The organism is Chryseobacterium populi (assembly GCF_000282115.1).
GTDB classification, from domain to species: Bacteria; Bacteroidota; Bacteroidia; order Flavobacteriales; family Weeksellaceae; genus Chryseobacterium; species Chryseobacterium populi.
Genome location: NZ_AKJY01000091.1, coordinates 42580 through 63217, shown reverse-complemented (window position 1 = coordinate 63217; position 20638 = coordinate 42580). Strand labels below are relative to the sequence as shown.

Annotated in this window: 17 protein-coding genes; 8 read left to right on the top strand and 9 right to left on the bottom strand. The window is 37.7% G+C overall.

Going from position 1 to position 20638, the window contains the following annotated elements; all coding sequences use genetic code 11:
- Positions 1-88 precede the first annotated feature (88 nt).
- The 9 genes from acs to PMI13_RS17610 form a co-directional block, all read right to left on the bottom strand.
- A complete protein-coding gene (gene acs / locus PMI13_RS17650) occupies positions 89-2029 on the bottom strand; it encodes an acetate--CoA ligase (RefSeq protein WP_262483291.1) in 1941 nt (646 codons plus the stop codon).
- Positions 2030-2057: 28 nt separating this feature from the next.
- Positions 2058-3944, bottom strand: coding sequence for an AMP-binding protein (locus PMI13_RS17645; protein WP_007846276.1), 1887 nt, complete (start codon positions 3942-3944; stop codon positions 2058-2060).
- A 121-nt stretch (positions 3945-4065) separates the two neighbouring features.
- Complete coding sequence (locus PMI13_RS17640) at positions 4066-4428, bottom strand: response regulator transcription factor (RefSeq protein WP_007846274.1); 363 nt, start codon at positions 4426-4428, stop codon at positions 4066-4068.
- 9 nt (positions 4429-4437) lie between these two features.
- The gene (locus PMI13_RS17635; protein ID WP_007846272.1) at positions 4438-7140 is read right to left on the bottom strand and encodes an ATP-binding protein; all 2703 of its coding nucleotides are present in this window, start codon (positions 7138-7140) and stop codon (positions 4438-4440) included.
- Positions 7133-7327 carry a hypothetical protein gene (locus PMI13_RS17630; RefSeq protein WP_034670368.1) on the bottom strand — a complete coding sequence of 65 codons (195 nt, stop codon included), beginning with the start codon at positions 7325-7327 and terminating at the stop codon, positions 7133-7135. Before PMI13_RS17630 ends, PMI13_RS17635 begins: the two co-directional genes overlap by 8 nt.
- A 78-nt stretch (positions 7328-7405) precedes the next feature.
- Positions 7406-7633 (bottom strand): DUF6814 family protein, encoded by a 228-nt coding sequence (locus PMI13_RS17625; protein WP_007846268.1) that lies wholly within the window; start codon positions 7631-7633, stop codon positions 7406-7408.
- Positions 7634-7676: 43 nt separating this feature from the next.
- Entirely contained in the window at positions 7677-9257 is a 1581-nt protein-coding gene (locus PMI13_RS17620; protein WP_007846266.1) for an MFS transporter, read from the bottom strand.
- A gap of 207 nt (positions 9258-9464) precedes the next feature.
- Entirely contained in the window at positions 9465-10844 is a 1380-nt protein-coding gene (locus tag PMI13_RS17615) for a hypothetical protein (protein ID WP_007846265.1), read from the bottom strand.
- A 258-nt stretch (positions 10845-11102) separates the two neighbouring features.
- On the bottom strand, positions 11103-11519 hold the full coding sequence (locus PMI13_RS17610) for an IS1/IS1595 family N-terminal zinc-binding domain-containing protein (protein WP_007846264.1): 417 nt from the start codon (positions 11517-11519) through the stop codon (positions 11103-11105).
- A gap of 158 nt (positions 11520-11677) precedes the next feature.
- Here PMI13_RS17610 and PMI13_RS17605 point away from each other — a divergent pair, with 158 nt between their 5' ends.
- The 8 genes from PMI13_RS17605 (at position 11678) to argH (ending at position 20571) form a co-directional block, all read left to right on the top strand.
- Positions 11678-12349: a GNAT family N-acetyltransferase gene (locus tag PMI13_RS17605; RefSeq protein ID WP_007846263.1), complete on the top strand. Its 672-nt coding sequence runs from the start codon at positions 11678-11680 to the stop codon at positions 12347-12349.
- Complete coding sequence (locus PMI13_RS17600) at positions 12321-13514, top strand: argininosuccinate synthase (RefSeq protein WP_007846262.1); 1194 nt, start codon at positions 12321-12323, stop codon at positions 13512-13514. Before PMI13_RS17605 ends, PMI13_RS17600 begins: the two co-directional genes overlap by 29 nt.
- A gap of 75 nt (positions 13515-13589) precedes the next feature.
- Complete coding sequence (gene argC / locus PMI13_RS17595; protein WP_007846261.1) at positions 13590-14555, top strand: N-acetyl-gamma-glutamyl-phosphate reductase; 966 nt, start codon at positions 13590-13592, stop codon at positions 14553-14555.
- A gap of 215 nt (positions 14556-14770) precedes the next feature.
- Complete coding sequence (locus tag PMI13_RS17590; protein WP_007846260.1) at positions 14771-15910, top strand: aspartate aminotransferase family protein; 1140 nt, start codon at positions 14771-14773, stop codon at positions 15908-15910.
- Positions 15911-16076: 166 nt separating this feature from the next.
- Positions 16077-17036 carry an N-acetylornithine carbamoyltransferase gene (locus PMI13_RS17585; RefSeq protein WP_007846259.1) on the top strand — a complete coding sequence of 320 codons (960 nt, stop codon included), beginning with the start codon at positions 16077-16079 and terminating at the stop codon, positions 17034-17036.
- A gap of 94 nt (positions 17037-17130) precedes the next feature.
- Positions 17131-17928 carry an acetylglutamate kinase gene (gene argB, locus PMI13_RS17580; RefSeq protein WP_007846257.1) on the top strand — a complete coding sequence of 266 codons (798 nt, stop codon included), beginning with the start codon at positions 17131-17133 and terminating at the stop codon, positions 17926-17928.
- Positions 17900-18982: a M20 family metallo-hydrolase gene (locus PMI13_RS17575; RefSeq protein WP_007846256.1), complete on the top strand. Its 1083-nt coding sequence runs from the start codon at positions 17900-17902 to the stop codon at positions 18980-18982. Before argB ends, PMI13_RS17575 begins: the two co-directional genes overlap by 29 nt.
- Positions 18983-19266: 284 nt before the next feature.
- Positions 19267-20571 carry an argininosuccinate lyase gene (gene argH / locus PMI13_RS17570; protein WP_007846255.1) on the top strand — a complete coding sequence of 435 codons (1305 nt, stop codon included), beginning with the start codon at positions 19267-19269 and terminating at the stop codon, positions 20569-20571.
- Positions 20572-20638 lie beyond the last annotated feature (67 nt).

Here is a 20638-nt window from a genome sequence, read left to right as displayed (position 1 = left end):
AAGGCGTAGATCATTTCTACGCCTTTTATTTTTTAGAATAATTATCTTAACTAAACTTATAGTCTTAATGAAATCTTAATGGTTAAAATTAACCCAGTCTTTCATTTTTTATTTCCTCTACAATCTCAGGATTTAATAATGTTGAAATATCCCCGAAATTACTGAAATCACCTTCCGTAATTTTTCTTAAAATCCTGCGCATGATCTTTCCGGAACGTGTTTTAGGTAGCCCTGAAACAAACTGTATCTTATCCAATTTCGCAATAGGGCCGATCTGATCTGAAATCAACTGGTTGATCTCTTTTTTCAGGTTCTCTCTCTGGCGGCTCTCTCCGGTTTCTTTCAATACCACATAGCCGTATAAAGCATTACCTTTGATATCATGCGGATAGCCTACAATAGCTGATTCTGCTACGGCAGGATGTTGGTTGATGCTGTCTTCGATAGGCGCTGTTCCCAGGTTGTGTCCTGAAACGATGATCACATCATCCACACGTCCTGTAATTCTGTAATAGCCTACTTCATCTCTTAAAGCACCGTCACCGGTGAAATATTTTCCTGGAAAAGCAGTGAAATAAGTTTCTTTATAGCGTTGATGGTCACCCCAGATCGTTCTGGCAATTCCGGGCCATGGAAAACGGATACAAAGGTTTCCGGTCACCTGGTTTCCGGTAATTTCATTGCGTTTATCATCCATCAGGACAGGCTGTATTCCGGGCAGAGGCAGTGTAGCATAAGTAGGTTTTGTTGGAGTTACAAATGGGATAGGAGAGATCATAATCCCGCCGGTTTCCGTTTGCCACCAGGTATCTACAATCGGGCATTTTTTCTTGCCGACATGATCGTTAAACCAATGCCAGGCTTCATCATTGATAGGTTCTCCAACAGATCCGATCACTTTTAATGAGCTTAAATCATGTTTATCCACCCATTCCGCGCTTTCTTTAGCCAGAGAACGGATCGCGGTAGGAGCGGTGTAAAACTGGGTGATTTTATGCTTTTCGATAACCTCCCAGAAACGGTCCGGCTCAGGATAAGTAGGAATTCCTTCAAAGATGACTGTCGTAGCTCCGTTACACAACGGTCCGTAAAGGATATACGAATGTCCTGTGATCCAGCCGATGTCTGCTGTACACCAGTAAATGTCATTTTCCTGGTAATTGAAAATATTTTTAAAGGTATAAGCTGTGTAAACCATATATCCGGCAGATGTATGAAGCATCCCTTTTGGTTTTCCCGTAGAACCGGAAGTGTAAAGAATGAAAAGCGGATCTTCAGCATCCATGATCACCGTAACAAAATCCTGAGACGCCTTATCATACAATTCAGACATCCAGTAATCTCTGCCTTCTTTCATTTTGACTTCATTGCGGGTTCTTTTTACCACTAAAACAGATTCTACGGTTGGTGTTTTCTCAAGAGCTTCATCGACAATGCTTTTCAGGTCTAGAACCTTATTTCCCCTGTAGCTTCCGTCTGAGGTGATCACCATTTTAGCCTCACAGTCATTGATTCTTGAAGCAACAGCATTGGCTGAAAATCCTGCAAAAATCACTGAATGCACGGCACCTAATTTGGCACAGGCCAGCATGGTAACTGCCAGTTCCGGGATCATCGGAAGATAAATGCAAACGCGGTCTCCTTTTTCGATGCCCATTTCCCTCAGTACATTAGCGGTTTTGTTTACTCTTGTGTAGAGTTCGTTGTAAGAAATATGCAAGGCTTCTTCTTTCGGATCGTTGGGCTCCCAGATGATGGCTGTTTTATCTCCTCTTTCATTAAGGTGCCTGTCGATGCAGTTTTTGGTGATATTGAGTTTGGCATTTTTAAACCAGGTGATTTTAGCTTCGTTCATGTCGTACTTAACAACCTTGCTCCATCTCTGATACCACACAAAGTTCTGATCAGCTATTTTATCCCAGAATTTCTTAGGATTTTTAATAGACTTTTTATACTCTTCAAAGTAATGTGGTAAATCTTCTATTAAGTAATTTCTCATATTCCTTTCGTTTTTGAAATTTGAATTTATAGATCTAAATTTATGGTTAATTTACGGCTTAAGCCTTATAATACTGTATTTTTTCCTGTATCTCATCGATAATTTTTTCATCATCAATTGTTGACGGAACCTGGAAATCTTTTCCGTCTAATAACGTCCGGATCAGCTTTCTTAAAATTTTTCCTGAACGGGTTTTCGGTAAACGCTTAACAACCATTGCATTCTTTAAAAAAGCGACGGCACCGATCTTCTCACGAACCATCCGGATGATATCTCTTTCCAGATCTTCTTCGGATATAGATGATCCGTTTTTTAAAACAACCGTTGCGAACGGAACCTGGCCTTTTAAATCATCGTTTATCCCCACGACAGCACATTCTGCAACATCGGGATGAGATGAAACAATTTCTTCCATTTCAGAAGTTGAAAGCCTGTGTCCTGCAACATTGATCACATCATCCACTCTTCCTGTAATGAAAATATATCCGTCTTCATCTTTTATGGCACCGTCACCGGAAAAATAATAGCCGTTATATTGTGACAGGTAGCTGTTTTGAAAACGGTCATAATCATTCCAGATTCCCAGCATGGCACCGGGAGGAAGCGGAAGTTTGATAACGAGGTAGCCCTCCTGATGAGGATCAAGCTCATATCCGTTTTCATCAAAAATTTTAATATCATATCCGGGAATGGGTTTTCCGGCAGAAGCTCTTTTTATTTTATACTGATCATCAAAAGTCATCAGTCCCAGCATTGGCCAGCCGGATTCGGTCTGCCACCAGTGATCGATGGCCGGAACCCCGATATGTTCTTCAAACCAGTCTAAAGTGGCAACATCACAACGTTCACCGGCTAAAAACTGTTTTTTGAAATGAGAGAGATCATATTTCTTAACCAGTTCACCATCAGGATCTTCTTTTTTTATGGCTCTGATTGCTGTAGGAGCCGTAAACATGGCAGAAACTTTATATTCGGAAATAATTCTCCAGAATGTTCCTGCATCCGGTGTCATAATGGGTTTCCCTTCAAAGATAACCGTTGTATTCCTGTTAAGTAAAGGGCCGTAAACACTGTAGCTATGGCCAACAGCCCAACCGAAATCCGAGGCTGCCCAATAGGTGTCTCCCGGTTCAATTCCATAAATATACTTCATGGAAAATTTTAAAGCAGTAGCATAACCTCCGGTATCCCGGGTAATTCCTTTGGGTTTTCCTGTAGTTCCTGAAGTGTAAAGCAGATAAAGCGGATGGGTAGATTCTACAGAAACACAATCAGCAGGCTCTGATTTCTGTACCAATTCCTCATAATCGATCAGTCCGTCAAACATTTCATGCTGATTGTCAACCAATTTTCTGTTGTAAACAATTATATGATCCACCTTATCCTGGGCTAATTCAATCGCCTTCTCAACTAAAGGCAGATAGGGGATTCTTTTGGCAATTTCAACTCCCGCAGTAGCTGTAATCAATGCTTTCGGCTTACAGTCATCAATTCTCACGACCAATTCGTGCGGTGCAAATCCTCCGAAAACTACATTGTGAATCACTCCGATACGAGCACAGGCGAGCATGGCAAAAAGCGTCTGCGGGATCATCGGCATATAAATAACTGCTGTGTCCCCCTTTTTTAAACCTAAAGAAACCAGGCCTCCGGCGAATTTTGAAATTTCTTCTTTAGCCTGCCTGAAAGTATAGATTTTCTTCTGGCTGGTGACGGGAGAGTCGTAAACAATAGCAATCTGTTCTCCAAAACCTTCTTCAATATGTTTATCAATGCATAAATAGCACATATTGAGCTTTCCGTCAGGAAACCATTGGGGATAATTATTTTCGTCCCGGGAGAGAATGGTATCGGGAAATTCAAACCACGTGATTTCCTGAGCCTGTTCTTTCCAGAAATTCTCTTTATTTTCTATACTGTTTTTAAATAGGGTATCTGCATTCATATTAATTTTGTGTTTTGATTAAACACTAATAACCCAAATTTTTCATAAAATACACCAATTAAAATAGTGCTATTAGTAAAATTTCTTCGTGATATTTGTGTTTAAATTTTTCTTTCTCAATCTATTCAAACATTTCTTCAATCTGCTGAATCAGTTTTTTAATGGAGTAAGGCTTGGTGACATAAGCATCAGCTCCCATTTCCAGGCCTTTCTCAATATCTTTAGGATTGTTTTTAGCACTCAGGAAAATGACTTTTGTGTCTTTTAATTTTTCCTCCTGCTTGATGATTTCCAGCGTGCTGTAACCGTCAAGGTTGGGCATCATAATATCGAGTAAAATGACATCGGGAACCATGGTTTTCAGGAAGTCAAGGACTTCTGTTCCGTCTCTTGCAATGAAAACATCGTAGCCGTTTTTCTTGAAACTGTATTCCAGTGACATCAATATTTTATGTTCATCATCAGCAATGATTATCTTTTTCATGATTTGTTTTTAGTTTTGTTCAACTTCATTTTTAATCTTGTTTATTATTTTTTCAGGAAGGCTTATGGTGAAAGTTACTCCCAGTCCGCTATTTTCAGCTTGTATCTTTCCGTGGTGGGCCTGTACTATTTTTTTTGAAATGGCCAGTCCGAGCCCGCTTCCTGTCGGTTTTAAAATATTCTGGTTTTTAGACTGGTAAAACTTATCAAAAATCATTTCAAGATCCTCTTCAGGAATGTTTTTTCCCGTATTGAAAATTTTAATAACCAGTTCATTTTCTTTTTCAGATAATTTTGTTTGTATGGTTCCTTGTTCGTCTGTAAATTTTAATGCATTTCCCAGGATATTCTGAAATAACTGAATCATTCTTGCTTCATCATATTCAAATATATACTGATTTAAAAGATTTACTTCACTTAAATGGATATTTTTCTGCTGGATCAGGTGCAGAAGTGGGTTGACTGCTTTTTTATAGGTCTCGATAATATTATTTTGCTGGATATGCAGGACGATTTCGCCATGTTGCAGCTTATCCAGATAAAGGATATCGTTAATAATTTCACTCAGCCTGTCAGATTCTGTAATGATATTGTTTAAAAATTCTCTTTTGATATCCAGTGGAATGTCGTCGTCATCTGCTAAAATCTCTCCGGCAGAACGAATTGCTGTAATCGGAGTTCTCAGTTCATGAGCGACGGAATCGAGGAAATCATCTTTTTGACGGTCTTTAATGATCAGATTTTCATTGGCATTCCTTAAATCATCAGAAAGTTGTTTTAATTCTTCCGACTGTTCAGTCAGTTTTTTGTTTAATATAATTGTTTCCTTAGACTCTTCTAAAATATTTAAAACCTCTTTTAAGGATATTTTATCTTCTTTCGTTACCCCTTCAATCAGAATTTTTGCAGAAGCTGTTCCTATTCTTCCTGCCAGAAGGTTTTCCGAGAATTTGATGAATCTTGAATCTGCGGTCTCTGTCTGTGAATCAATATTGTATTTTAAATTGAAAATCCGTAAAGCCTGTTCTGTCTTGTTTTTCCCTAAAAAACGTTCGAGAATATTTTTAATATCTGAAACATAAGCTGTTCCACGCCAGATAAAAGCATTTTCATGGTTTTGAATATATTTATCAATATCCACATACAACTCGGCAAAATTTCTTTCACGGTAATTACCTTTGATGCTTACGGAGATGATAGCAAATAGGGCAGTATTAACCAGAATTGACCAGAAGAAAATCTGTGAAATCCTGCTCAGGTACGGAATGCTGAAAAAATCAAAAAAATTATACATATCCCTTAAAACCCATTTAAATTCCTGGTTATAAGAAAAATAATATTGGGGAATGATCAATCCGAAATAGCAGATCGCTAATCCTGCCAGAAGTCCGGCAACAGCACCTTTATAGCTTCCTCTTCTCCAGAACAGTGCACCGAAAAAAGCGGGGGCTAATTGTGAAATGACCACAAATGAAATCAATCCTACAGAATCCAGTGATGTCTTAAGAATGAAATATTTGTAAAAGGCAAAGGCCATGATCACCAGGGCAAAAATGCTGATCTTCCTGATGTTGGTAATGTTTCTGGTATTCTGAACTTCATTCTCGGATTTAAACTTTCCAAGCAATCCATATGGAATGATGAGGTTGTTGGAAAGCATGATTGATAAAGTAATTGCGGAAATAATGATCATCGAAATACATGAGCTCAATCCGCCAAGGAAAACCAAAACGGTAATCAGGGTATTATTGAAATGTTGCGGGATGAGTATGGAGTAAAATTCGGGATTTACATTTTCTCCTTCAAAAATGAGCCTTCCGCCCCAGGCGATCGGGAAAATAAAAACCGTAAAAATCAAAAGATAAAGCGGAAAAAACCAAATGGCTGTTTTAATATGTTTTTCCTGCCTGTTTTCAATGATAGCAGTGTGAAACTGTCTTGGAAGAATACAGATCGCTGTAGCTGAAATCATGCATAAAATCATCCAGTTTAGAGCACCTTCAATGCCGTTGAATGTGTTTTTTTGTTTAAAGTCTTCAAACTTACTGGCCTTTTCGTAAATGTCTGAAAACCCGTCAAATGCAAAATAAATAACGAATAAGCCTAAGACAATAATGAAAAAAAGCTTTAAAAAACTTTCTAAGGCAATTGCGGATATAATTCCGAGGCGCTTTTCTGAAGCATCTACATATCGTGTTCCGTAATAGGATGAAAATAAAGCAATTAAAATCACCACAAAAGTAGCATTATCGGTCAGTATGTTTTTCGATATAGAGGTTTCCGTAACCAGATGGAAAGTTTCGGAGATGGCTTTAATCTGCAGTCCGATATAAGGAATGATGGCAAGAAGGCAGACAATCGTAATAATTGCGCTGAAACTTCTGCTGTTTCCATATCTTAGAGAAATAAAATCGGCAAGACTGCTTATTTTATTGACTCTTGATATTCTTACGATTCTTGTATTAATAAATATCCACGCAGGAATAATCATAATAGGGCCAATATAAATAGGAAGATAGTCTAATCCACTTGTAGCTGCAACACCGATGCTGCCGTAGTAAGTCCAGGCTGTACAGTATACGGCCAGGGACAATGCATAAATATATGGATTGTTGATCCATAGCTTACTCTTTTTCTTCTCTGCTAAATGGGCAACTAAGAACAAAAGTGCCAGGTAAATCAGAACAACGATAAATAACGCGAAACTACTCATTATACTTTTTTACGATTACAAAGGATATAATGATAGAAACCATCCAGATAAAGAAAAGATAAATCAAAATCATCGGGTAGCCGGAAATTTCCTTTTCACTATTAAATAATAATGAAATTGGAATGCTGAAGGCGATCATCAGTCCGATGCTCAGGATAACCAGTTTTTGTTCGTGTCTCTTCTTCATAAGTGATGATTGATAAAAGATAATTGATGAATGGATGGTTGGTGTCATCATTCATCAATTATCAGTAAGCTTTATATTTTAAATCTTGTCGTCAGAATATTCCCCTTTTAAGGCATAATACCCAAAAACTCCCAATCCTCCTGAGATAATCGGCATCAGTACAAACAGGATAATGATACCGAAAACGAGGTCTTCCTGCTTTCCGGAAGTAATTTTCGGAATTCCCATTACGGTTATTCCGAAATAGCCTATAACTAAAGCAATTAAAATCCAGAGAATGCCAAATATTTTTTTTAGTCCGTTCATTTTAGTAGTTTTAAAATTAATAAAAATTTGAGTGATTTAGTCTTTAATCATGAATATTATTATTCTTATTTTTAAGATATATTAATCCTATGATCAGACAGACCGCTGCAACACCAATTGGATACCAAAGGCCCTGAAGGTACCAGGCTGGATGCCCTGCATCTTTTCCTACAGTAACCAGATAAGTGGCAACAGCCGGAAGAAGCCCTCCAAATACACCATTACCAATGTGATAAGGCAAAGACATTGAGGTATAACGGATTCTTACCGGGAACATTTCCACAAGGAATGCTGCAATCGGGCCATACACCATCGTTACAAAGATCACCTGAATGAATACCAGGAATACCAGGTACCACTTCGTATCATCATTTAATTTTAAAGACTGGGAAACTTTTGGTTCTTCAGCTTTGCCGTCTTTAATAACCGGCCCATTCGCTGACCAATGAACGATACTGTCTTTTTTAATTAAGGTACCATCCGTAAACACAGTTTCTTTATGGAAGGTTATCAGGCTGTCAGTGGTAATTTTATTATGAATTTTAGCTGTGCGTTTCTCTGTAATTCCATTAGGTGCTACAATTTTGTTTTCAAGCGTCACACTTTTAAACATGCTGTCGTAAATTGGTCTGTAGGCTAAAATAGCAACCAGCATTCCTGTCATCATTACAGCTTTTCTTCCGATCTTATCAGACAGCCATCCGAAAAACACGAAGAATGGGGTTCCTAAAAACAAAGCGGTAGCCATTAACGAATCCACCTGTGCTGATTCTACATTCATAACTTTCTGCAGGAAGCTCATCGCATAAAATTGCCCGGTGTACCAGATGACCCCTTGTCCCATCGCAGCTCCGAATAAAGCCAGTAGGACAAACTTAAAGTTATATTTATTCCCGAAGCTTTCTTTTAACGGATTTTTAGAAGTTTTTCCTTCACTTTTGGCCTTTGCAAAAAGCGGAGACTCCTTCATATTTTTTCTGATGATGTAAGAAACCCCTACCATCAGAATCGAAATCCAGAAAGGAACCCTCCAACCCCAACCGTCAAACTCCTCTGCGGAAAGGGTATTTTTGGTGACCAAAATCACAATTAATGAAATGAAAAGGCCTGCCGTTGCTGTGGTTTGGATCCATGAGGTCCAGTACCCCCTCCGGTTGGGTTGTGCATATTCTGCAACATAAGTGGCAGCACCACCATATTCCCCGCCTAAAGCAAGCCCTTGTAATAATCTTAAAATGAGAACCAGAACGGGAGCAAGAAACCCAATCGTTTCATAACTTGGAATACACCCGATAAGGAAAGTGGAGAATCCCATAATCAGTAAAGTGACCAGGAAAGTATATTTTCTTCCGATAAGATCTCCTAATCTTCCGAAGAACAGAGCCCCGAAAGGCCTTACTACAAATCCGGCAGCAAAAGTAGCCAGCGTAGATAAAAATGCTGCAGTAGGATTATCTGCCGGGAAAAATTTTGTTGCTAAAACAACGGCTAAACTTCCGAAAATATAGAAGTCATACCATTCTATCAGTGTACCGAGTGATGAAGCTGTGATGACGCTCCAGATGGTGCGGTTTTTTTGCTTTTCGGTCATATTCTCATAGTTCTCGTGATGGTTTTCGCTCATATTGCTTGATTTTTGATGTTAATGAAAAATGATATTAGTTCATCCAAAATTGTATTGTGTTTATTTGTAAGCCATTAAGGGGTCTTATGTGATGAAAAATAGTTGAGTTTATAGCATGCTGTTCATTCAGCGTTGTGTTTTACTTGTATTTAAAGGGCTTTTACCTTAATTTCTTCATTTTTCTTAATGGTTTATGGGGGACTAAGTTTATAGGTAAATTTGGAACTGAACAATAAATTCACCTTTTGATTTCGGACTCTCCGTTGGACTTGTGTAGACAGGCCTTGTTGAATACTGTGTTGTAATTTTAGCATGATGTCCGTCTATAAACCAATTGGCACCGACATCAAATTGTGAGGAAGATTTATCGAACGCTTCGAAATTTTTATGTGTATAGGCGGCAAAAGGCTGGATTCTGATTTTTGGTTTTTCGGCCTGGCTTGGTAACAGCAAACCTGCCTGAGCGTAGATAATATTACCTGTCCCGATTGTTGGCTGTAGGTTTCCTGCTCCTGCAATGGCTTTTTCCCCTGCAAAATTAGGATCAGATGCGGCAATATTCATTGTTCCCAGGTTTCTCAGGTAATTGGGTCCGAATTGATAGTTGTAATAACCTGCATAAGCGGAAACTGCCATTTTATTTTTGGCATTTCCAAGCGGGATATCGGCAAAAGCATCAACTGCTAAAAGGGTGATATCATGTTTTTCAATATTCGAATTGATTGAAGTTCTGGTTCCGTCTGCCTGATGGTAAAAACCGGCACCGATATTGAAAACTTTCTTGGTCCCCAGATATGAGCCTACCTTGAATGGAAGCGTGTTGGATTCTTCATCAAGAAACTGGTATTCAAAATAACCGGCCTTGGAGAAACTTGGATTCCCGTTGTTGTCTACCGCTACTGCTTTTGAAGGATCTGTAACGTTGGCAGGAATCAGGTCTGTTGCAAAAGGTTTGTTCAGGCTTAACCGGTATTCGAATTTTCCATACTTTCCTTTAGCAAACATCCCGAGCTGTCTGGCAAACTGATCGGAATTGTCGATCAACGGCCATGTAAAGACAGGAGAGTCTAGCGTAAGAAAATTTAAAGTGGAAGCCATAGTCATCCGGGATAATCCCATATAATAATGCAATCCTGCTCCCAATGTTAAACTAAATTTTCCAGCTTCTCCGGGTAAAAGTATTGCATATTCGTTCCATGCGTCATGAAAAAATAACTGGGTTTTCTTACCGTTTCCATAACCACCCGTGCCTGTTGTTCCGGTAGCACCACCGTTAATAAACGTCTGATTGTTAATCCCAAAGTGAACTAAAATCATGTATCTTTTGGAAATCTGAGCATAAGCCAACGCCCGGAGTCTCCGGTTTCCTAAACTCCATGAATTGTCTGTGGGTTCACCGCCAACCATACTTCCGGGATTCATTTCTGTGTTTCTTAACCAGAACTGATCCCATAAAATAAATCTGACAAATTTGTCTCCCTCAGGATTGAGGTTTAATTTTAATCCGCTTCCGTAATCAGGAGAGCCTTGAGAGTATAAAGAATTGCTGATTAGTGCTAATCCAATAAATGTGAATATTTTCTTCATAAATTATCAATTTTTTGGTGCTTATTTTATGAATACCAAATTGTAATTAAAAATTTATTTAAGAAAATTTAATATATATTAATGGTTAGTATATAGTTATGGATTATTAATTATTAATTATGAGTTAGAAAAGTGTTAGAATTTTAAATTTCAGTTTAAAATCAACATAAAATATTTATAATCAGATAAATATTTTATGTTGATTTATGTATTTTAATAAACTCATAATTCATAACTAATAACTTATAACTCCTCAGCCTACTTTTTAAACCGTTCCCATTTGATCAGCATATATTTATCTGCAAACTGGGTAATGATGAGCCCTGAGTTTTTAATATTTTCTTCTTTAGCCATATACTCAATAAGCTCATTTTGTTTCAGGACTTTATATACCGGATGGAATTCTGAATGAGGCGGCCTTGTAATATTGTATTTCTTGATCCACGAACTTATTGTGACATGAGAAACTCCTATAATACGCTCTATTTCACGATAACTTAAACCCTCAAGATAGAGCTGAAGTGCTTTTGTGACATAATAATCATCGATTTGTTTGCCTAATTTTTTAACGGTAAAATAGTAATTGCAGTCTTTGCAATGGAACCTTTGTTTTTCGTTAATGATCCCGCTTTTAACCACTTTTTCGCTATGACATTTGGGGCATTTATTTTCCATATATAGTATTTTAGCAAATATATAATAATTTAGCAAATTTGTAAATTTTAAATAAGATATAATATCTTATTATTTGTGTTTAAACAAAAAAAATATCTTTTTAATTTGGTTTTTAAAGTTATTATGTTTTAAATTTGCCGAAAAATTCAGATAAATAAATGGAAATAGAAATTTCCTCATGCAAACATTTAATGTATGTGAGTGAAATACAGCAGGAAATGTATGATTCGGCACAGCGAAGAGGAACGGGGATCGCAAAGCGTTCCATAGAATATTTAACTCAAAAAATTTCAGACGGCAATGCTGTGGTGGCCACTGAAAACGGGGAATGGGTGGGGTTTTGCTATATCGAGACCTGGTCACACGGTCAGTTTGTAGCAAACTCGGGCCTTATTGTGTCCCCGAATTTCAGGAACAAAGGGGTGGCAACTTTGATCAAGAATAAGGTTTTTCAGTTGTCAAGAAATAAATATCCTGATGCGAAAATATTTGGATTGACAACAGGGCTTGCCGTAATGAAGATCAACAGTGATTTAGGTTACAAACCCGTCATTTATTCTGAATTGACTCAGGATGAAGAATTTTGGAACGGTTGTAAAAACTGTGTTAATTATGAAATTTTAATTAAAAAAGAACGCAAAAACTGCCTGTGTACGGCAATGCTTTTCGTTCCACAAAATAATAAAGTTAATGAGGCTGTCAATCAGTCTGAAAATGAATTTAACCATAAAATAAGCCAGGAAGAGCATAAATATACAATACAAAACTCACCTGAAACTAACAATAATAAAAAAGAAACAGATGAAAAAGAAAGTCATCTTAGCGTTTAGCGGAGGCCTGGACACCTCTTACTGTGCTAAATATCTTAGTGAAACACTGGGATATGAAGTTTTTGCAGTAACTGTGAATACCGGAGGTTTTTCTGAAGAAGAAGAAAAAGAACTAGAGAAAAAAGCCTTAAAACTGGGGGTGAAGGAATACAGGTGTGTTGACGCTCAGGAAGATTATTACAATTCATGTGTAAAATATCTGATTTTCGGGAATGTATTGAAAAATAATACCTATCCACTTTCTGTAAGTGCTGAACGTACCGTTCAGGCTCAGGAAATTGCAAAATATGCGATGGAAATAAATGCTGATGCAATTGCCCACGGAAGCACAGGAGCCGGGAATGACCAGGTTCGTTTCGATTTGATTTTCAAGGTGATGTGCCCGGATGTGGAAATTATAACGCCGATCCGTGATATGGCCTTATCCCGTGAAGAAGAAATTGAATTTCTGAAAAAGCACGGTTATGAGATGGAATTTCATAAAGCTCAGTACTCTGTTAATAAAGGGCTTTGGGGAACTTCCGTTGGTGGAAAGGAAACACTGACATCCAGAAACTCTCTTCCGGAAGAAGCATTTCCTTCCCAGATTACAGAAACTCAACCATCAGAACTGGAAATTGAATTTAAAAACGGAGAAATCAATGGAGTGAACGGAGAAAGCTTTGAACGCCCGGTTTATGCAATCAAAAAAATTGAAGAATTGGCTTCCGCATATGGAATCGGCCGTGATATTCATGTGGGTGATACCATTGTAGGGATCAAAGGAAGAGTAGGGTTTGAAGCAGCTGCAGCATCTGTAATTATCAAAGCCCATCATTTATTGGAAAAACATACCCTTTCAAAATACCAGCAAATGATGAAATCCCAGCTATCCGACTGGTACGGAAACTGGCTTCACGAAGCATTATTTCTTGATCCGGTTATGAGAAATATAGAATCTTTCCTGTCTGATTCCCAGGAAACGGTAAGCGGAAAAGTGTTTATAACCCTTCACCCATACCGCTTTATATTAAACGGAATTGAATCTGACCATGATTTGATGTCGGATAAATTCGGAAGCTATGGTGAAGCAAACAGAGCTTGGACAGGAGAAGATGTGAAAGGATACACGAAAATTGTAAGCAATTCTCTGAATATATATCACCAGATTAATTCGAAACATTAATTAATTTCAAAAGAGTTCCGAAGGAACGATTTAACGAAGGATAGGATGGAATCCTATTAAAGATCAATTTATAAAATGAAAAAAGCAGTAGGAATTGTAGGAGCCAACGGGTATACGGGAAGTGAATTGGTGCGGTTGTTGGCCTTTCATCCCAATGTGTCATTGAGTTTTTTATATAGTCGTTCTAATTCGGGGACAAATATTTCTGATTTGTACCCGGATTTGGCGACGGTTTGTGAGATGATTCTGACCGATAAACCTCAGGATGTGGATATTCTTTTTCTGTGTCTTCCCCACAAAGAAAGCCAGAATTGGCTGTCTCAAAACACAGTTAAAGATGAAACTCTGGTAATCGATCTGGGAAATGATTTCCGTTTGGATGGAAACTTCAGAAACAGAAACTTTATCTACGGTTTACCGGAAATCAATAAAAAAAATCTTTCTGGGGTAAAAAGTATTGCAAACCCGGGATGTTTCGCAACGGCAATTCAGCTGGCATTGCTGCCATTAGCAAAAAAAGGTTTACTGAATGAAGTTTATACAACAGGAATTACGGGTTCTACAGGAGCTGGTCAGTCTCTGCAGGCAACAACTCATTTTACCTGGCGGAATGAAAATATTTCTGCCTACAAAACTTTGACCCATCAGCATGTAGAAGAAATTATACAGCAGCTAAACTCTTTTAATGGTAAAGATGTAAATCTGAATTTTGTTCCATGGCGGGGAGATTTTACAAGAGGGATTTTTACAAGTTCAACTATAAAAACAGACTTAGAGCTTTCAGAAATTTATCAGTTGTATCATGATCTTTATACAGATGAACCCTTTGTGAAGGTAAGTGAAAAGTCAATTGATTTAAAACAGGTTATCAATACCAACCGTTGTGCGATTCATATCGAAAAGAACGAAGATGTGGTGGTCGTTCATTCAGTGATTGACAATTTATTAAAAGGAGCTTCCGGGCAGGCAGTTCAGAATATGAATATTGCAATGAGATGGGAAGAGCATTTAGGCTTGGGACTGAAACCTGTAGCATTTTAAAGTCAATTGAGAATTATAGTTTAATTGTTTTGGCATAGGAAAATGGAGTGTTAAGAAAATTCTACTGTTCGAAGCGTGACGCAAATTTTGAACCGGAGGACAAACAGTAAGTTCGCACAAATTTTAGAACTTTTAGAGAGCAGAAATAATTTTTAACGGAAGTTTCCAGCCCTGAACTTTTGCTTCAAGGTAAAAGAAAAATAAAAAAATAAAAAATGAATTTATTCAACGTATATCCATTATTTAATATAAATCCTGTAAAAGCTCAGGGGTCTTTCCTCTGGAATGAAAAAGGAGAAAAATATCTTGATTTTTACGGTGGTCATGCTGTAATTTCTATCGGGCATAATCATCCGTACTATCAAAGCAAATTGAAAGATCAGTTGGAAAAAATTTCTTTCTATTCCAATTCGGTGCAGAATAATTTGCAGATCGAACTGGCACAAAAGCTGGGTGAAATTTCAGGATACGAAGAATATAATCTTTTCCTATGCAATTCAGGTGCGGAAGCTAATGAAAATGCGATAAAACTGGCTTCTTTCCATAACGGAAAAAGTAAAGTGCTTTATTTTTCAGGATCATTTCACGGAAGAACTTCAGCAGCTGTTTCTGTGACTGATAATCCGAAAATTGTAGCTCCTGTAAATTATTCCGAACGCTTCATCAAATTGGAATGGAATGATCTCAAACAGCTTGAGGAGATTTTTAAAACTCAGGGTAATGATATTTCATCAGTGATCATTGAAGGAATCCAGGGTGTGGGCGGAATTATGATTCCGACAGCCGGATTTTTATTCAAAATCAAAGAATTGTGTGAAGAATACAATGCAGTTCTGATTTTGGATGAAGTACAGTCAGGATACGGAAGAAGCGGATATTTCTTTGCCCATCAGGAATTTGGAATTCAGCCGGATATCATTACCACAGCCAAAGGAATGGGAAATGGTTTCCCGATCGGCGGGGTTTTGATTCATCCGAAATTTGAGGCGAGCAATGGATTGCTGGGAACAACATTTGGTGGAAATCATCTGGCTTGTGCTGCAGCAATTGCGGTTCTGGATGTAATAAAAAATGAAAACCTTATCGGAAATACCCTGGAAATGGGCGGGTATATTGAAAATGAAATTAAAGATTTTCCACATATCAGATCGATTCGAAGGAAGGGCCTTATGATTGGGATAGAACTTGACCGGGATTGTGCTGAGGTGAGGAAAAGCCTGCTTTACGATCACTTTATTTTCACAGGAAATTCCAATGATAAAGCAGTATTGAGGATTTTGCCGGCACTTAATATTAAAAAAGAAGAAACGGATATTTTCATCAATGCTTTGAAAACGGTTCTTGAAGAAATTTAAAAGGCAAAGAAAGCTGATAAGGCTTAATGCAAAGTCTTGAAAGCTATGCACTCTGTCATTTTGAACGAAACGGAGCAGTGAAGAACCTGTAAAAATTAAGTAAGATTCTCTCCTTCGTCAGAGTGACAAAAATAAGCAGATAAAAAATCTTTAAAATCAATTTAAAATGAAAAACTTTACCTCAGTAAGTGATGTTGAAGACTTACAGGAAATCATAAAAAAAGCTTTACAGATAAAAGAAAACCCACTTTCGGAAACAGAGAAAGGAAAGGGGAAAACTATTGGACTTGTCTTTTTAAATTCAAGTTTAAGAACCCGTTTGAGCAGCCAGATTGCAGCCCAAAATTTAGGGTTAAATGTTTTGACTTTAAATGCTGCCCAGGAAGCCTGGAATCTGGAATTTGCAGATGGGGCAGTGATGAATGGTGATACGGTAGAACATATAAAAGATGCCATTGAGGTGTTAAATCAATATTGTGGCATCATTGCAGTCCGTTGTTTTGCAGGAATGAAAAGCAAAGAAGATGACATAAATGAGAACATTTTAAGCCAGTTTGAAAAGTATGCAAAAGTTCCGGTAATTTCTTTGGAATCTGCAACCCGTCACCCTTTACAGAGTCTGGCTGACTGTATTACGATCACAGAAAACTGGAACAAAGAACAAAAGCCTAAAGTAGTGCTGACCTGGGCACCTCATATCAAACCGATTGCTCAGGCTGTGGGAAATTCTTTTGCAGAATGGATGCAGCAGATGGATGTTGATTTTGTGATTACGAATCCTGAAGGTTATGATCTTGATAAAAACTTTACGAAAGATACTCCGGTGATTCATGATCAGGACGAAGCTTTAAAAGATGCAGATTTTGTTTATGTAAAAAACTGGTCGTCATTTGATGAATATGCAGCAATGCCTGAAGTAAAAGAGAGCTGGATGCTGACAAACGAAAAGCTGGCCAATACAAATGAAGCGAAAGTGATGCACTGTCTTCCCGTTCGTCGTAATGTAGAATTAAGCGATGAAGTAATGGACGGTAAAAATTCAATCATTTACCAGCAGGCAAAAAACAGGATTTTCTCTGCCCAGGCTGTATTCAGTGAAATTCTGGATGAAATCACTGAGAAATAAGTGTAAAGAATTTTTAGGCATTCAGAGCCACAACGTGGCGATTTAACAAAAGATAGGATACAGTCCTATCCAATAGATATACTGGGATATAAAAATGAAACAAAAAATATACATCATAAAAATAGGCGGCGCATTAATTGACGATGAGAAGTTGTTGAATGAGTTTCTGGTGCAGTTTTCAGAAATTAAAGAAAAGAAAATCCTTATTCATGGCGGCGGAAAGCTGGCAACGACTTTAGCTGATAAACTGGGGATTACCCAACAGTTGATTAACGGGAGAAGGATTACAGATAAAGATACGCTGGATATTGTAACAATGGTATATGCAGGAAGAATCAACAAAAATATTGTCGCAAAACTACAGCAGAAAAACTGCAATGCCATTGGGTTTTCCGGTGCAGATGCAAATATAATTCAGGCAGAAAAAAGAATCCATCCTGAAATTGATTTCGGATTTGTAGGAGATATCAATCCACAAAGTATTAATAAAAAGCTGGTCTCAGAACTGGTCAGCCTTAACCTGATTCCTGTTTTTTCGGCGATCACCCATGATAAAAAAGGAAACCTTCTCAATACCAATGCAGATACCATTGCTTCAGTAATGGCACAGGCTTTATCAGAGATGTATGATGTCGAATTGTTATACTGTTTTGATAAAGAAGGAGTGTTGGAAGATGTAGATGATCCGGATTCGATTATTAAAAATGTGTCGGAAAAAAGTTTCTCGATCTTAAAAGAAACCGGAAAACTTCATAAAGGGATTCTGCCAAAGCTCGAAAATGCACTCGCTGCAATAAAAAATAATGTAAATAAAGTGTTCTTAATCAAAGAAACCGAATTGAAAAACCATATAGAAAACCATCATGCAGGAACTGAAATCTGTTTATCGTAAAAACGAATTACTCAATAATGCGGTTGAATTGCTGAAAAAACTGATTGAAATACCTTCATTCAGTAAAGATGAATACAATACATCTGTGGAGATTGAAAGCTTTTTTAAAAGGCATCAGATTCCCACCAATCGTTTTAAAAATAACATCTGGGCTGTCAATAAACATTTTGATGAGACCAAACCGTCTGTTTTACTGAATACCCATCATGATACCGTTAAACCGAATAAAGCTTATACCCTGGATCCGTTTTTAGCAATTGAACAAGAAGATAAACTCTATGGTTTGGGAAGTAATGATGCCGGCGCTTCTTTGGTTTCTATGGCACAGGCTTTTTTACATTTTTATGAAAAAGAAAGTTTAAAATTTAATTTAATTATTGCGCTGACAGCAGAAGAGGAGATTTCAGGGGTTGATGGGATTGAAGCCTTATTTCCGCAACTTCCGAATGTAGAGTTTGCTGTTGTAGGAGAACCAACACAGATGAATCTGGCGATTGCAGAAAAAGGACTTCTGGTAATTGACGGGGAAATGAAAGGAACTCCTTCTCACGCTGCCCACCCGAATACTGACAATTCTATTGTAAAATGCCTGGAAGATTTGCAAACCATCTTAAACTTTAAATTTCCAAAAGTTTCGGATTATTTAGGAGAAGTAAAAATTACATTATCCGGAATACATGCAGGCATTCAGCATAATGTGGTCCCGGAAGCATGCCATTTTACTCTGGATGTAAGAGTTACAGATGAATATACAAACAAGGAAGCCTTTGAAATCATTCAATCACAAATGAAATCAACGCTTACTGCAAGATCTTTACGGTTGAATTCCTCAAAGATCAGGTTGGACCATCCTTTTGTACAGGCTGGCCTTTCAATTGGTAGGACCACCTACGGTTCACCGACATCTTCCGATCAGGCGATCATTCCGTGTACATCGGTCAAGCTCGGTCCCGGAGACAGCAGGCGCTCCCACACGGCGGATGAATTTATAGAGATCCATGAGATAGAAGAAGGAATTGATATTTATATTCGAATCCTGGAGAAAGTTTTATAAAAGGAGAGAAGATGGAAGATAGAGGAGGAAGCTGGGTATAGATTTTTATTCACTTCCGGCTTCAGACTTCCAGCTCCAAAAGAATGTTTTGACCAGCTCAGCATCAATAATGAAGAAGAAAGTTTTTAATAAGATTTATGCAAAAAAGAAAATTAAAAATGAAAGGCTTTATTGAATGTGGAAATAACTAAAGTCTTGATAGCTGATCATAAAAGGATATGATGCCGGGCGAAGTCAAAACAGATTTTTAAATCAAATACTATAATAATTAAATAGTAATCATTATGAAAAAAATATGGCAGAAAGATGACCTTGCCACCAATATATTAGTCAATACGTTTACAGTAGGAAAAGACCTGGATTTTGATGAGCGATTAGCAAAATATGATGTTCAGGGCTCAATGGCTCACTGTAAAATGCTTGCAGAAGTTGGAATCATTTCCACCGAAGAAGCAGGGCAGATGCTGTTTGTTTTATCTGAAATACTAAAAAATATTGAAGAAGGAACCTTTGAAATTGATAAAAAGGCTGAAGATATCCATTCGCAGGTTGAAGCGATCCTGATTGAAAAATTAGGAGATACCGGAAAGAAAATTCATACTGCAAGATCCAGAAATGATCAGGTTTTATTGGACATTAAATTGTATCTGTTAGATGAAATTCGGGCAATAACAGGCTTGACGGATGAGTTTTTCCAGATACTGATCCAGCTGGCAGAACAGCATAAAAATGTTTTGCTACCGGGATATACCCACCTGCAGATCGCAATGCCATCTTCTTTCGGGCTTTGGCTCGGTGCATATGCAGAAGCGCTGTCTGATGATATTGAAATGCTGTTCTCCGTAAAGAATATCATTAACAAAAACCCATTAGGCTCTGCGGCAGGTTATGGTTCTTCTTTTCCGATTGACCGCGAAAGTACAACCTGTAATTTAGGATTTCAGTCGATGAATTATAACTCTGTTTATGCTCAAATGACAAGGGGAAAATCAGAAAAAGTGTTGTCGATGGCTATGGCGACGTTGGCGGGTACACTTGGGAAGTTTGCTTATGATGTATGCCTGTATTTAAATCAGAATTTTGATTTTATAAGCTTTCCCAAAGAATTTACCACAGGAAGCAGCATTATGCCCCATAAGAAGAATCCCGATATTTTTGAATTGGTTAGAGCACGATGCAACAGAATACAGGCATTACCGAATGAACTTATCCTGCTGACCACCAATCTGCCGTCAGGATATCACAGAGATGTTCAGCTGACGAAAGAAATTTTGTTTCCGGCAATCGATTCATTAAAAGAATGCCTGAAAATTCTAAATTATACCTTACCGAATATTCAGGTTAAAGATGGGATTTTAGAAGATGAAAAATATAAATACCTTTTCAGCGTAGAGAAAATTAATGAAGAAGTGAAGAAGGGAAGCTCTTTCCGTGATGCCTATGTGAAAGTAGGACAGGAAATTGAAAATAATGAATTTGACTTTGAACCCGGAAACTTACAGCATACCCACCAGGGAAGTATAGGGGATCTTTGTCTTGATAAAATCGAATACCAGTTTAATAAGCTGAAAAATAAACTATTGAGCTGAAATTTAGTCTGTCTGATTATAAATGGTTTTTATCGCAAAGACAGACGAAAAATAATTCTAATTTACG

Coding starts and splice junctions, on each gene's coding strand:
- PMI13_RS17645 (WP_007846276.1), bottom strand. CDS start 3,944: ATGAATGCAGATACCCTATTTAAAAACAGTATAGAAAATAAAGAGAAT.
- PMI13_RS17640 (WP_007846274.1), bottom strand. CDS start 4,428: ATGAAAAAGATAATCATTGCTGATGATGAACATAAAATATTGATGTCA.
- PMI13_RS17635 (WP_007846272.1), bottom strand. CDS start 7,140: ATGAGTAGTTTCGCGTTATTTATCGTTGTTCTGATTTACCTGGCACTT.
- PMI13_RS17630 (WP_034670368.1), bottom strand. CDS start 7,327: ATGAAGAAGAGACACGAACAAAAACTGGTTATCCTGAGCATCGGACTG.
- PMI13_RS17625 (WP_007846268.1), bottom strand. CDS start 7,633: ATGAACGGACTAAAAAAAATATTTGGCATTCTCTGGATTTTAATTGCT.
- PMI13_RS17620 (WP_007846266.1), bottom strand. CDS start 9,257: ATGAGCGAAAACCATCACGAGAACTATGAGAATATGACCGAAAAGCAA.
- PMI13_RS17615 (WP_007846265.1), bottom strand. CDS start 10,844: ATGAAGAAAATATTCACATTTATTGGATTAGCACTAATCAGCAATTCT.
- PMI13_RS17610 (WP_007846264.1), bottom strand. CDS start 11,519: ATGGAAAATAAATGCCCCAAATGTCATAGCGAAAAAGTGGTTAAAAGC.
- PMI13_RS17605 (WP_007846263.1), top strand. CDS start 11,678: ATGGAAATAGAAATTTCCTCATGCAAACATTTAATGTATGTGAGTGAA.
- PMI13_RS17600 (WP_007846262.1), top strand. CDS start 12,321: ATGAAAAAGAAAGTCATCTTAGCGTTTAGCGGAGGCCTGGACACCTCT.
- argC (WP_007846261.1), top strand. CDS start 13,590: ATGAAAAAAGCAGTAGGAATTGTAGGAGCCAACGGGTATACGGGAAGT.
- PMI13_RS17590 (WP_007846260.1), top strand. CDS start 14,771: ATGAATTTATTCAACGTATATCCATTATTTAATATAAATCCTGTAAAA.
- PMI13_RS17585 (WP_007846259.1), top strand. CDS start 16,077: ATGAAAAACTTTACCTCAGTAAGTGATGTTGAAGACTTACAGGAAATC.
- argB (WP_007846257.1), top strand. CDS start 17,131: ATGAAACAAAAAATATACATCATAAAAATAGGCGGCGCATTAATTGAC.
- PMI13_RS17575 (WP_007846256.1), top strand. CDS start 17,900: ATGCAGGAACTGAAATCTGTTTATCGTAAAAACGAATTACTCAATAAT.
- argH (WP_007846255.1), top strand. CDS start 19,267: ATGAAAAAAATATGGCAGAAAGATGACCTTGCCACCAATATATTAGTC.